This window comes from Mesorhizobium sp. BR1-1-16, assembly GCF_020165495.1.
GTDB lineage: Bacteria > Pseudomonadota > Alphaproteobacteria > Rhizobiales > Kaistiaceae > Kaistia.
The window spans coordinates 666,916-679,537 of record NZ_JAIUIE010000001.1; the positions used below are offsets into that span (position 1 = coordinate 666,916).

Genomic DNA, 12,622 nt, shown 5'->3' on the forward strand with positions numbered 1-12,622 from the left:
GTTCTGGGAAACAAGTGCTTCCCGACTGAAATGCCAGGGGCGCCGGATGACAATCCGGCGCCCTTCGTGTATCGGGATTTGCCCATTCACGACAGCGAGGACAACGGTATGGCGGCACCCGCCCGGTTTCGACGCGTGCTCCTCAAGGTCTCGGGCGAGGCTTTGCTGGGTTCCCAGCCCTTCGGCATCGACGAGAAGGTCGTGGACCGGATTGCCGGCGAAGTCGGCCAGGCGGTCGAGTCGGGCGTCGAAGTGGCGTTGGTGGTCGGCGGCGGCAATATCTTCAGGGGCATGACGATCGCCAAGGCCGGCGGCAACCGCGTCGCCGGCGATCACATGGGTATGCTGGCGACGGTGATGAACGCCATCGGCATGCATGAGGCGCTCGAGCGCCGGGGCATCTCCTCGCGCATCTTCTCCGCCGTCCCTATGCCGACGATCTGCGAGACCTTCTCGCAGCAGCGGGCCGAGCGTGCGCTAAAGCGTGGCCGCGTCGTGCTGTTCGCCGGTGGCACCGGCAATCCGTTCTTCACGACCGATTCCGGTGCGGCGCTCCGGGCTGCCGAGATGGGCTGCGACGCTCTTTTCAAGGGCACGAATGTTGACGGCGTCTATTCGGCCGATCCGAAGAAGGACCCGAATGCCGTGCGTTTCGACCGCATCACGCATGCCGAGGTTCTGGCGCGCGGGCTGCAGGTGATGGATGCCGCTGCCGTAGCGCTTGCCCGAGACAACCATATTCCGCTAATCGTGTTCTCGATCCAGGCTCCGAACGCCTTTGTTGAAGTTCTGCACGGCCAGGGCCGCGCCACGATCATTGCCGACCAATAGGCAAGGACAGGCGCAGAGTTCGCCGTCGCCAAGACGATAAGAGGACGAGATGAATCTCGACGATTTGAGCCGGCGCATGCAGGGCGCCATCAACGCTTTCAAGGCGGATCTTTCCGGCCTTCGCACGGGCCGTGCCTCCTCGAGCATGCTCGATCCGATCACGGTCAACGTCTATGGTTCGATCATGCCGATCAACCAGCTCGCGACCATCAATGTGCCGGAGCCACGGCTGATCACGGTCCAGGTCTGGGACCGGGGCACCGCGCCGGCCGTCGAAAAGGCGATCCGCGAGTCGAGCCTTGGTCTAAACCCAATCGTCGAAGGCGCTGTTTTCCGCATTCCGATTCCCGAGCTCAATAACGACCGGCGCAAGGAATTCGTGAAGGCGGCGCATAAATATGCCGAGGGCGCGCGCGTGGCGGTTCGCCATGTGCGCCGTGATGGCATGGACGGCTTGAAGAAGAGCGAGGCCGACGGCCTCGGCGAGGATGAAAGCCGGCGGCTGACGGATAAGATCCAGAAGCTGACCGACGAGACGATCGCCGAGATCGATTCGGTGCTCGCGGCGAAGGAAGCAGAGATTCTGCAGATCTGACAGGCTCCGGCGCTGCCATGAACTCGAAAGCCAATGATTCGGGCGCCGAGATCCTGGCGACGCCGGCGGAAGGAGATGCGGGGGAGCTTCGCATCCCGCGGCATGTCGCCATCATCATGGACGGCAATGGCCGCTGGGCGCAGGGCAGGGGCCTTACGCGCACCGAGGGCCACCGTCGTGGCATGGAATCGGTGCGGACCGCGGTCGAGACCTCGCGGGAACTCGGCGTCTCCTATCTGACCCTGTTTTCTTTCTCGTCCGAGAACTGGGCGCGGCCGCCGCTTGAGATCCAGTTCCTGTTCGGCCTGCTCCGGCTTTTCATCCAGCGCGATCTCGCCGATCTCCATCGCAACGATGTCCGCGTTCGCGTCATCGGCAATCGCGTGCGCCTCGCGGCCGATATCCGCGCGCTGCTCGACCAGGCGGAGACGCTGACCTGCCATAATCGCGGTCTGACGCTGGTGATTGCCTTCAACTACGGCGCCCGCGACGAGATCACCCGTGCCGTGCGCGCCATCGCCGAGGACGTCGCCGCCGGCCGCATGACGGCTGATGCCGTCGATGAGGCGGTGATCGGCGCCCATCTCGACACGGCCTCGATGCCCGATCCGGACCTCGTTATCCGCACCAGCGGCGAAATGCGGCTCTCGAACTTCCTGCTTTGGCAGGCGGCCTATGCAGAGCTGGTGTTCATGCCGCTCTACTGGCCCGATTTCGATCGCGCCGCCTATCTCGAGGCCGTCAAGGAATATTCAAACCGCGCGCGCCGCTTCGGCGGCATCGCCGCGCGGAGAAGCACTTGACCGGCGACCGGGGTCCGAGCCCTGAGCCTGCTCGCAAGAGCGCCAACGCCGATCTGGGCGTCCGCCTCATATCGTCGGCCGTTCTCGTGCCGCTTGCGCTCGTCTGCGCCTGGTTCGGTTCCTGGCCGACTTACGGTCTCGCTGCGGCCGGGGCGATGATCGTGTTCGCCGAATGGGCCTATGTGGTTGATTGTTCAGAGAGCCTGTTGCCGCGCCGGCGCGAAGTTGTGCTCGGCGTCGTGTTCGTCGGCCTTGCCAGCCTCATCGCTGGTTCGAGCGGCGTCATCGCCGCTCTGGCGGTTGCCGCGGCCGGCGCGCTTGGCGTCGCGGCGCTCGGCCGCTCGGCCTGGCTCGTCGCAGGCGTCGTCTATGCCGCCATGCTCGGCATCGCAATTGCGGCGCTGCGGGCCGACCCGGACTACGGGTTCCAGGCGTTGATCGTCCTGCTGGTGCTTGTCTGGGGCACGGACAGTTTTGCCTTCTTTGCGGGCCGGTCGATTGGCGGGCCCAAGCTCTGGCCGCGCGTTTCGCCGAAGAAGACATGGTCGGGCTCGATCGGCGGGCTGATCGGCGGCGTGGCAGCGGCGCTCGTTGCGGCCGCGATGGCCGGAATCGCAGTGACGATGGGTCTGACCCTGCTCCTGGTCTTTCTTTCCCTCGCCAGCCAGGCGGGAGACCTGCTCGAATCCGCCGTGAAGCGCCATTTCAACAAGAAGGACTCAAGCGGCATCATTCCCGGCCATGGCGGCATGATGGACCGTGTGGATGGCCTCGTCCTCGCCGGTGCGCTTGCGCTTGTCGTGGGATGGCTGCATTCCGGAGCGGAACAGATTGCCGTCGGAGTTCTCATCTGGTGAAAACACCCCTCTCCCTCGGCCGGAAGCCCATGCAGGCGGGAGCGCCGCGTCGGATCTCGATCCTCGGCGCGACGGGATCCGTCGGCGCAAGCACGGCCGACGTCATTCTCGGCCGCCCTGATGCATTCATCGTCGAGGCAGTGACGGCGGGAACCCGGGCGCGTGAACTCGCCGAGATGGCCATCCGCCTGAAGGCGCGGATCGCCGTCATCGCCGATCCGAACGGCTACGAAACGCTCAGGGCCGCTTTGGCCGGCACCGGCATCGAAGCGGCGGCTGGTGAGGCGGCCGTGATCGAGGCGGCCTCTCGTCCGGTCGAACTCGTGGTGGCGGCCATCGTCGGCGCCGCCGGCCTTGCCCCGACGATCGCTGCGATCGATGCCGGCGCCGATATCGCGCTCGCTAACAAGGAATGCCTCGTCTGCGCCGGCACCTTTTTCCTCGCTCGTGCGGAAGCTGCGGGCGTCCATGTCCTTCCAGTGGATTCCGAGCACAACGCCATCTTCCAGGCGCTCGAGGCGGAAAATCTCTCTGCCGTCGAGAGCATCACGCTGACCGCATCCGGCGGCCCGTTCCGGCAGGCCTCGATCGACGTCATGCGGAGCGCAACCATCGCCGAGGCGCTCAATCACCCACGCTGGTCGATGGGCCGGAAGATCTCGATCGATTCGGCGACGATGATGAACAAGGGTCTCGAGATCATCGAGGCCCATTTCCTGTTCGGCCTGCCATCCGAGCGGCTTCATGTCGTCGTCCATCCCCAGTCGGTTGTGCATGGCTGGATCAGCTATGCCGACGGCTCGATCCTGGCGCAGCTCGGCGCCGCCGACATGCGGATCCCGATCGGCCATTGTCTCGGCTGGCCCAGGCGATTCCCGGCGTCGACCAAGCCGTTCGACCTGGTCTCGGTCGGCAGTCTCACCTTCGAAAAGCCCGATTTGGAGCGTTTTCCAGCGTTGAGCCTCGCCCGTCAGGCCTTGTCGGGCGGCAATCGGTCGACCAATGTCCTGAATGCCGCCAACGAGGTGGCCGTCGAGGCCTTTCTCGCGGGCGAGATCGGCTTTCTCGACATCGCCGCGACCGTGGCCGAGACGTTGGATCGCATCGCGGCGAATGACAGGTCAGTGCCGATCGATTCGGTTGCGGCGGCGCTGGCCATCGATGCCGAGGGGAGGCGGATCGCGCGCGGGGTTATCGAGGCTCGGCGGCGGCTCGAGGCAGTTTGAAGCGCGGTTCGCGCAAGATAAGAGGTTCGTCTTCGCATGGAAGCTCTCGGCCAGATCGGTCATTTCGGAACGGGGACGCTCGGTTACCTGATCCCGTTTCTGTTCGTCCTCACCACGGTCGTCTTCTTCCACGAGCTCGGGCATTTCCTTGTTGCGCGCTGGTGCGGCGTCAAGGTGAAGGCGTTCTCGATCGGCTTTGGCCCGGAGCTCATCGGCTTCAATGACAGGCGCGGCACGCGCTGGAAGATCTCGGCGATTCCGCTCGGCGGCTATGTCAAATTCTTCGGCGACGAGGACGTCGCCTCGACGCCCGATCACGCCGCGCTCGACAGCCTTTCCGAGGACGAGCGGCGCGACACCTTTTTCGGGAAGACGGTCTGGCAGCGGGCCGCAATCGTCGCGGCCGGTCCTTTCGCCAATTTCCTGCTCTCCATCGTCATCTTTGCCACGATCTTCACGCTCTACGGCCGTGAGGTGACGACGGCGCGCGTCGATCAGGTCGTGCCCGGCTCCGTCGCCGAGGAGGCCGGTTTCAAACCGGGTGATCTGATTCTGTCGATCGATGGGTCCAGGATCGACACCTTCAACGATCTGCAGCGGATCGTTTCCACCAGCGCCGATCTGCCGCTCGCGGTGGTGATCGAACGCGGCGGCCAGCAGCTGACCTTGTCGGCGACGCCGCAACGGCGCGAGGTCACGGATCGCTTCGGCAACGTCCATCGCATCGGCCAGCTCGGTCTCTCGCGTGATGCATCCGGCAGCAATGTGAAAGTCGAACGCTTCAGTTTCCCGCAGGCGCTGGTGATGGGCGCGCAGGAGACATGGTTCGTCGTCGATCGGACATTTGCCTATATCGGCGGTCTCTTTGCCGGGCGCGAATCCACCGACGAGCTCGGCGGCCCGATCCGGGTCGCGCAGGTTTCCGGCCAGGTGGCGACGCTCGGCTTCGCGGCGCTCGTCAATCTGGCGGCGGTCCTATCCGTCAGCATCGGGCTGCTCAATCTGTTCCCGGTGCCGATGCTCGACGGCGGCCACCTGCTTTTCTACGCCATCGAGGCAATCCGCGGGCGTCCGCTCAGTGCGCGAGCTCAGGACATCGGCTTCAGGATCGGCCTTGCGGCTGTCGTCATGCTCATGTTGTTCACGACATGGAATGATATTGTTCATCTGACATCGCTATAGGTTGTCCTGAACGCGCTATCCGCGCCTTTGTGAACGGCGTGGCAGCACGGCAACGGACGGTTAAATTCTCCCGTGGCATTCTTCCCCTCGGCTTGCGATTGGGGTCAAAGCCTGCCACAAACTTTGAGAGTGGTTCAGTCTTGCAGGGCTCTCAGGCTCCGCAGAAGGCTGGAAAGTCGGAATCGAAAAGGGCGTTTGAACCCCATGTATTTGTTCAGGACTTTCACCCGGGGGGCAGCCCGCGCCGCGTTGTTGGCGATTGCGGCCCTGGCACTGTTCGCGCATGTCTCGCTGATCGGTGCCACCGAGGCCCGTGCCGAGGTCGTCAGCAGCATCGTCGTGCAGGGCAGTTCCCGCATCGATTCCGAGACCGTTCGAAACTACGTCACCATCCAGCCCGGCAAGAATTTCTCGGCGGAGGACATCAACGCCTCCGTCAAGGCGCTTTACGCGACTGGGCTGTTCTCTGACGTCAAGATCAACCGCCGCGGCAACCAGCTGGTGGTTTCGGTCAGCGAAAACAATATCGTCGGCAGTGTGCGGTTCGAGGGCAATAAGAAGCTCAAGGACGACATGCTCACCTCGATCATCGAGACGAAGCCGCGCGGTGTGCTCAACGAAGCCAAGCTGCAGAGCGACGTCGAGCGGCTGAAGGAGCTCTACAAGCGCAACGGCCGCGCCGAGGCAACGGTCGAAGTGACGACCCAGCCGCGCGAGAGCGGCCGTACGGATGTCACCTTCAAGATCAATGAGGGATCGCGCACGGGCATCTCGTCGATCAATTTCGTCGGCAACAAGACCTTCTCGTCCGGTCGCCTGCGTAATGTGATGACGATCAAGAAGACGAACATCACGTCCTGGTTCTCCAAGCGCGACCAGTTCGATGATGCCAAGCTTCAGTCCGATGCCGAGCTGATCCGCCGCTTCTACATGCGCAACGGCTTCGCCGACTTCCGCATCGTCAGCACGGACGCCGTGTTCGACGAGACGAAGAACCGCTATAACATCACGATCACGATCGACGAGGGCGCGCGCTATCACTTCGGCGCCGTTGCCGTGGACAGCTCGGTGCCCGACATCAACGGCCCGGCGCTCCTGAAATATGTGAAGACCAAGCCCGGCGCCGTCTTCAATTCGACGCTCGTCGAGAAGTCGACGGAAGCGATCAGCGTTGCGCTGCTCGAGCAGGGCCGTTCGTTCACCCAGGTCCGTCCGCGTGGTGATCGCAACTACGAAAACCACACGATCAACCTGACCTATCTGGTCGACGAGGGCCCGCGGCTTTATGTCGAGCGGCTGGAGATTCGCGGCAACACCCGCACGCGTGACTATGTCATTCGCCGTGAGTTCGAAGTCTCGGAAGGCGATGCCTATAACCGGGTGCTGATCGATCAGGCTGAACGCAGGCTGAAGGCGCTCGGGTACTTCAAGACCGTCAATGTCACGACTCAGCCCGGCAGCTCGCCTGATCGCGTCGTCATCGTCGTGAATGTCGAAGACCAGTCGACCGGTTCGTTCTCCGTCGGTGGTGGCTACACGACCGACAATGGCGGCGGCTTCATCGCCACGGTCGCCTTGACCGAGAAGAACTTCCTCGGTCGCGGCCAGTATCTGAAGGTGTCGGTCGGCGGCGGTCAGTCGGATCGCACGTTCAACCTTGCCTTCACCGAGCCGTTCTTCCTCGGGCGGCGCATGTCCCTTGGCTTCGACCTGCTCTACAATCAGGCCGAGGAAACCGACTATCGCCCGTACAACATGAACACGGCGGGTGGCACGATCCGCCTGGGCCTGCCGATCACCGACGACTTCGACGTGCAGTTCAACTACAAGCTCTCGCAGCGCGACGTCGTGTCGTGGGGCTCGCAGTACATCCTGGACTGGCCCGCCTTCGCCGAGCTCTATCCGCTGGGCACCTGGATCAACTCGTCGGTCGGTTACACGCTCACCTACTCGACCATCGACAACTATCAGGAACCCCGCAGCGGAACGTTCGTTCGCTTCGCTCAGGATTTCGCAGGCGTCGGCGGCGACGGTCAGTTCGTGCGCTCGACCATCGATGCGCGCTACTACAAGGAGATCATGCCCGACTCCGATATCGTCGGCCTGGTCAAGGCGGGCGCGGGTAACATCACCGGCCTCAACGGGCAGCAGGTCCAGGTTCTGGACAACTTCTACCGTGGCGGTGAGACGATCCGCGGCTTCCAGTCCTTCGGTTACGGCGCGCGGTATGTCGGCCTCGAAGACACCTACGCGATTGGTGGTACGAACTACTACAACGCGACGGTCGAGGTTCAATTCCCGTTCCCGATCCTTCCCGAGGAGTTCGGCTTGCGCGGCGCGGTGTTTGCCGATGCCGGTACGCTGTTCGGCTATGACGGGCTTGAGGGTCTGGATATCGAGGACTCCTCGCAGATCCGTTCGTCCGTTGGCGTGTCGATCATCTGGAACTCGCCCTTCGGTCCGCTGCGTGGCGATTTCGGCCAGGCGCTCACCAAGGCCACCTTCGACCAGACGCAGGTGTTCCGCTTCAGCGCTGGCACCCAGTTCTGAGATCGCCTATAGAAACGCGAGGGACCGCCGGGCTCACCGGCGGTCCTTCGCGTTTTGAAAACCGTTCCCGGACTCCTGCCGTCATGGCCGATCCCGTCTTCTTCCTGCCGGCCTCCGAGCCGACGCTCGCCGAGATCGTGGCGCTGACCGGTGCCCGGCTTGCCGAGGGCGCTGATGGCAGCAGGCGCATTTCGGGCGTCGCGCCGCTCGATCTGGCCACGCCGTCAGACATCACCTTCATTGACAGCCCGCGTTATCTCCCGCTGCTCGCCGAAACGCGCGCGGCAGCCTGCATTGCCGGCCCGAAGCACGTCGGTTCGGTACCGGCCGGCGTCGTGGCGCTCGAAAGCCCGCGCCCGCATGACGCTTATGTAGCGGTGCTGCGCCTGATGTTTCCCGCCGCGCTCCGGCCACAGGTGCTGTTCGCTCCTGGCATTTCGCCGGCCGCCCATGTGCATGGCGATGCCCGGCTCGAACCCGATGTGACGGTCGAGCCCGGCGCGGTCGTTGGCGCTGGCGCAGAAATCGGCAGCGGCAGCGTGATCGGGCCGGGGGCGGTGATCGGGCCCGGCGTGCGGATCGGGCGCGATTGCCATGTTGGCGCCGGAACGACAGTCATCCATGCGCTGGTCGGCAACCGCGTCATCCTGCATCCGGGCGTCCGAATCGGGCAGGACGGGTTCGGTTATCTGATGAGCGGCAAGGGCCACGCCAAGGTGCCGCAGATCGGCCGGGTGGTCATCCAGGACGATGTCGAGGTCGGCGCTGGCACGACGATCGACCGCGGAGCCAATCGTGACACGGTCATCGGCGAGGGCACCAAGATCGATAACCAGGTCCAGATCGGCCACAATGTGCAGATCGGCCGCCATTGCGTGATCGTGGCGCAAGTCGGCATCTCCGGCAGCGCGACGCTCGGCGATTTTGTCGTCATCGGCGGCCAGGCCGGCGTCAACGGTCATGTCGTGATCGGGAACGGCGCCCAGGTCGCTGCGACGGCGAGCGTCAAGGACGATCTCGCCGCCGGCGGCCGCTATGGCGGAGCGCCGGCTCGTCCGATAAAGGAATGGTACCGCGAAGAACTCGCGCTCCGGCGTCTCGCTCAGCGCGCCGGCGCGCCGCCTAAGGATGACGAGGGGAGAGAGGGTTGATGAGCGAGGAAATGAAGAGCCTCGGCAGCGCCGATATTGCGCGGATCCTGGAGCTCCTGCCGCATCGCTATCCCTTCCTGCTGGTTGACCGGATCATCGAGATCGACGGCGACAACAGCGCGATCGGCATCAAGAACGTGACGATCAACGAGCCGCATTTTCAGGGCCATTTTCCGGGCAAGCCGGTGATGCCGGGCGTGCTGATCATCGAGGGCATGGCCCAGACGGCGGGCGCGATCTGTCTCGCAGCACGGCCGGGCAAGCCGCAGCTCGTCTACTTCCTCACGATCGACAACTGCAAGTTCCGCAAGCCCGTGGAGCCGGGCGATGTGCTCGAATACCACGTGAAAAAAATCAGGAACCGCGGCAGTCTCTGGCGCTTCCAGAGCGAAGCCAAGGTCGCCGGCGTCAAGGTCGCCGAAGCCGACATCAGCGCGATGCTGGTGGGGCAGTAACGGAGTTCCATGTCCACCATCCATCCCACAGCGGTGATCGAGGACGGTGCCAAGCTTGGCGCCGATGTCAGCGTCGGTGCATTCGCCTTTGTCGGACGCGATGTCGTCCTTGGCGACGGCGTCGAGTTGCGCAACCATGTCTCGGTTGCGGCCCACACCACGATTGGCGCCAAGACCGTCGTCAGCCCCTTCGCCTCGATCGGCGGTGTCCCGCAATCCGTGCATTACAAGGGCGAGCCCGGCACGATCTCGATCGGAGCCGACTGCGTCATCCGCGAGAATGTGACGATCAATTTCGGGTCTGTCGGCGCGCGCGAGACCAAGATCGGCGATCGCTGCTTCCTGATGACCGGCGTGCATGTCGCGCATGACTGCACGCTCGGCAACGACGTCATCCTCGCCAACTGCGCCACGATGGGCGGACACGTCTCCATCGGCAACAATGTCTTCATGGGCGGCCTTTGCGCGCTGCATCAGTTCGTGCGCATCGGCGATCATGCGATCGTCGGCGGCCTTTGCCCGGTCTGGCGCGACATCATCCCCTTTGGTGCGATCCGCGAAGGTGCCGAGGGTCTCGGCGGCCTCAATATCATCGGCATGAAGCGGCGCGGCTTTTCGCGGCCGCAGATTCAGAGCCTGCGCGCTGCTTATCGTGACCTCTTCTTCGGCCCGGGCTATTTCGTCGACCGGGTCGAGGCTGTCGGCGAGCGCTATGCGGGTGACGAGAACGTCATGCATATCGTCGAGTTCATCCGGCAGCGCGGCAAGCGGCGCATCACGGTCCCGCGCAGCGCCGCCGAGCACCACGACGACGAAAGCTGAGGCGTGGCCGTGGTGCCGGCCGCCTCCGTATCCGACATCACCGAGGCGCCGCTCGGCATCATCTGCGGCGGTGGGGCGTTTCCGTTGGCGGTTGCCGAATCGGCGGTCCGCGACGGCCGCAGGGTCGTGCTGCTGCCTCTGCGGGGTTATGCTGATCCCGAGGCCGTCGCGCGGGCGGGGCTGCCGGCTGAATGGCTCAGCCTCGGTGCCGTCGGCGCGGCCATCGCGACGCTCCGCCGTCATGGCTGCCGGCAGGTCGTCATGCTCGGCTATGTCTTTCGCCCGCGTCTCCTGAGCCTTCGTCCGGATTGGACGATGTTGCGCGTGCTGCCGCGCTTCATTGCGGCGCTGCGCGGCGGCGATGACCATCTCCTCTCGCGCGTCGGCGGCTTCTTCGAGGAGCAGGGCTTCCAACTGGTCGGCGCGCAAGAAATCGCGCCGGATCTGTTACTGCCCGCCGGCCAACTCGGCCGTGTCGCGATGCGGCCCGCCGATGCCGAGGATGCGCGGATCGGTCTCGATCTCGTCCGAACGCTCGGTCCCTTCGACGTCGGTCAGTGTGTTGTCGTTGCGAAGCGCCATGTCCAGGCGGTCGAGGCGGCGGAGGGAACGGACCTGATGCTTGAGCGCTGCGGCCATCTGCGCGCCATCGGTCGCGTCCGCCTGCCGGCGCGAACCGGGGTTCTCGTCAAGGCGCCGAAGCCCGGTCAGGACCGGCGGCTCGATTTGCCCTCGCTCGGCCTCAAGACCATCGAGGGCGCCGCTGCCGCCGGGCTCGCCGGCATCGCGGTAGAGGCCGGCGGCGTGATCGCTGTCGATGTCGCCGCGATGGTGCGCCTCGCCGACGAAAAGGGCCTCTTCATCGTCGGGCTCGATTCATGAGCCTTCCCGCGACGCGGCCGCTGCGTGTGTTCATCCTCGCCGGGGAGGAGTCCGGCGATGCACTTGCCGGGCCGCTGATGGGCGCGCTGGCGGAGCGGGTGCCGGGCGGCGTCATGTTCCGCGGCGTCGGCGGCTCGCGGATGGCGGCGGCGGGATTGCACAGCCTGTTCCCGATGGATGATCTCACGGCAATCGGTATCGGCGAGGTGGTCGGCAAGCTGCCGCGGTTGATCGGGCGCCTGCGCGGGACCGTTGCGGCGATTCTTGCTGATCCTCCCGATGTCCTGTTGCTCGTCGATGCACCGGATTTCACGCATCGTGTGGCCGCGCGGGTTCGGCGCCGCCTGCCATTCCTTCCGATCGTCAAATATGTAGCGCCCACCGTCTGGGCCTGGCGGCCGGGCAGGGCGCGGGCGATGCGTGGCGTCATCGATCATGTGCTCGCGCTCTTTCCCTTCGAGCCGGCGGTCATGGCGCGGCTAGGCGGTCCACCGACGACCTATGTCGGCCATCCCCTGCTCGGCGAACTGGCACGCCTTCGGCCCGGGCCGGACGATGAACTGCGCCGGGCGAGCGAGCCACCGCTGTTGCTGGTTCTTCCTGGCAGCCGAAAGCGTGAGGTCGCGGCGCTCGCGCCGATTTTTGGCGAGACTCTCGGCCGGCTTCGTTCGCTGGGGCAGCGCGCCGAAGTGGTGCTTCCAACGCTGCCGCGCCTCGAGGCGACGCTGCGTGCAGCGACGGCGGCCTGGCCGATACCGCCTGATATCGTCGTCGGCGAGGCGGCGAGGCAAGCCGCCTTCCGCGCGGCACGTGGCGCGCTGGCGGCTTCCGGAACGGTCACGCTGGAATTGGCGCTTGCGGGCGTGCCGACCGTCGGCGCTTACCGCGTCCCGGCCTGGGAGGCGTTCATCGCGCGTCGGGTGCTGACGACGCCAACGGTGATCCTACCGAATATCATCCTTGGCGAGGTGGCGGTGCCGGAACTCCTGCAGGAGGATTGTGCACCGGGGCCGCTCGCCGATGCGCTGCTGCCTCTGCTCGCGGATGGCCCTGCACGGGCCGACCAGCTTGCGCGCTTCGCCCGCCTCGATGCGCTGATGAGCACGCATGGTGTGCCGGCCGAAGGTGTCGCGGCCGAAACCGTGCTCTCGGCGATCGCTGAAAAGGCTCGGAGCGGCTAAGTCGGTTCGCTGTCGGACGCGCGCTTTGCTGATCGGGCGGACCCGTCATGAATTGTTCGCCGGTTTTGTGCTTTTGTGCGGACGAAG

Annotated in this window: 12 protein-coding genes; all 12 read left to right on the forward strand. The window is 65.0% G+C overall.

Going from position 1 to position 12,622, the window contains the following annotated elements:
- Positions 1-108: 108 nt before the first annotated feature.
- The 12 genes from pyrH to lpxB all read left to right on the forward strand — a co-directional run bounded on the left by pyrH (position 109) and on the right by lpxB (position 12,535).
- A complete protein-coding gene (gene pyrH / locus LB518_RS03230; protein WP_224572933.1) occupies positions 109-831 on the forward strand; it encodes a UMP kinase in 723 nt (240 codons plus the stop codon).
- Positions 832-880: 49 nt separating this feature from the next.
- Entirely contained in the window at positions 881-1,426 is a 546-nt protein-coding gene (gene frr / locus LB518_RS03235) for a ribosome recycling factor (RefSeq protein ID WP_224572936.1), read from the forward strand.
- A 17-nt stretch (positions 1,427-1,443) separates the two neighbouring features.
- On the forward strand, positions 1,444-2,229 hold the full coding sequence (locus LB518_RS03240; protein WP_224572938.1) for an isoprenyl transferase: 786 nt from the start codon (positions 1,444-1,446) through the stop codon (positions 2,227-2,229).
- On the forward strand, positions 2,226-3,086 hold the full coding sequence (locus LB518_RS03245) for a phosphatidate cytidylyltransferase (RefSeq protein ID WP_224572940.1): 861 nt from the start codon (positions 2,226-2,228) through the stop codon (positions 3,084-3,086). Before LB518_RS03240 ends, LB518_RS03245 begins: the two co-directional genes overlap by 4 nt.
- 29 nt (positions 3,087-3,115) lie before the next feature.
- The gene (gene dxr, locus LB518_RS03250) at positions 3,116-4,312 is read left to right on the forward strand and encodes a 1-deoxy-D-xylulose-5-phosphate reductoisomerase (RefSeq protein WP_286198579.1); all 1,197 of its coding nucleotides are present in this window, start codon (positions 3,116-3,118) and stop codon (positions 4,310-4,312) included.
- Between the two features lie 36 nt (positions 4,313-4,348).
- Entirely contained in the window at positions 4,349-5,494 is a 1,146-nt protein-coding gene (gene rseP / locus LB518_RS03255; protein WP_224572944.1) for an RIP metalloprotease RseP, read from the forward strand.
- 252 nt (positions 5,495-5,746) lie between these two features.
- Positions 5,747-8,044, forward strand: coding sequence for an outer membrane protein assembly factor BamA (gene bamA, locus LB518_RS03260; protein ID WP_224572946.1), 2,298 nt, complete (start codon positions 5,747-5,749; stop codon positions 8,042-8,044).
- An 83-nt stretch (positions 8,045-8,127) separates the two neighbouring features.
- On the forward strand, positions 8,128-9,195 hold the full coding sequence (gene lpxD / locus LB518_RS03265; RefSeq protein WP_224572948.1) for a UDP-3-O-(3-hydroxymyristoyl)glucosamine N-acyltransferase: 1,068 nt from the start codon (positions 8,128-8,130) through the stop codon (positions 9,193-9,195).
- A complete protein-coding gene (gene fabZ, locus LB518_RS03270) occupies positions 9,195-9,650 on the forward strand; it encodes a 3-hydroxyacyl-ACP dehydratase FabZ (RefSeq protein ID WP_224572950.1) in 456 nt (151 codons plus the stop codon). The genes lpxD and fabZ overlap by 1 nt, the downstream gene beginning before the upstream one ends.
- A 9-nt stretch (positions 9,651-9,659) precedes the next feature.
- Positions 9,660-10,472 carry an acyl-ACP--UDP-N-acetylglucosamine O-acyltransferase gene (gene lpxA, locus LB518_RS03275; RefSeq protein WP_224572961.1) on the forward strand — a complete coding sequence of 271 codons (813 nt, stop codon included), beginning with the start codon at positions 9,660-9,662 and terminating at the stop codon, positions 10,470-10,472.
- A gap of 3 nt (positions 10,473-10,475) precedes the next feature.
- Positions 10,476-11,354 carry an LpxI family protein gene (locus tag LB518_RS24805; protein ID WP_224572963.1) on the forward strand — a complete coding sequence of 293 codons (879 nt, stop codon included), beginning with the start codon at positions 10,476-10,478 and terminating at the stop codon, positions 11,352-11,354.
- Entirely contained in the window at positions 11,351-12,535 is a 1,185-nt protein-coding gene (gene lpxB, locus LB518_RS03285) for a lipid-A-disaccharide synthase (protein WP_224572965.1), read from the forward strand. The genes LB518_RS24805 and lpxB overlap by 4 nt, the downstream gene beginning before the upstream one ends.
- Positions 12,536-12,622 lie beyond the last annotated feature (87 nt).

Coding starts and splice junctions, on each gene's coding strand:
- lpxD (WP_224572948.1), top strand. CDS start 8,128: ATGGCCGATCCCGTCTTCTTCCTGCCGGCCTCCGAGCCGACGCTCGCC.
- lpxB (WP_224572965.1), top strand. CDS start 11,351: ATGAGCCTTCCCGCGACGCGGCCGCTGCGTGTGTTCATCCTCGCCGGG.
- fabZ (WP_224572950.1), top strand. CDS start 9,195: ATGAGCGAGGAAATGAAGAGCCTCGGCAGCGCCGATATTGCGCGGATC.
- rseP (WP_224572944.1), top strand. CDS start 4,349: ATGGAAGCTCTCGGCCAGATCGGTCATTTCGGAACGGGGACGCTCGGT.
- lpxA (WP_224572961.1), top strand. CDS start 9,660: ATGTCCACCATCCATCCCACAGCGGTGATCGAGGACGGTGCCAAGCTT.
- frr (WP_224572936.1), top strand. CDS start 881: ATGAATCTCGACGATTTGAGCCGGCGCATGCAGGGCGCCATCAACGCT.
- pyrH (WP_224572933.1), top strand. CDS start 109: ATGGCGGCACCCGCCCGGTTTCGACGCGTGCTCCTCAAGGTCTCGGGC.
- LB518_RS03240 (WP_224572938.1), top strand. CDS start 1,444: ATGAACTCGAAAGCCAATGATTCGGGCGCCGAGATCCTGGCGACGCCG.
- dxr (WP_286198579.1), top strand. CDS start 3,116: ATGCAGGCGGGAGCGCCGCGTCGGATCTCGATCCTCGGCGCGACGGGA.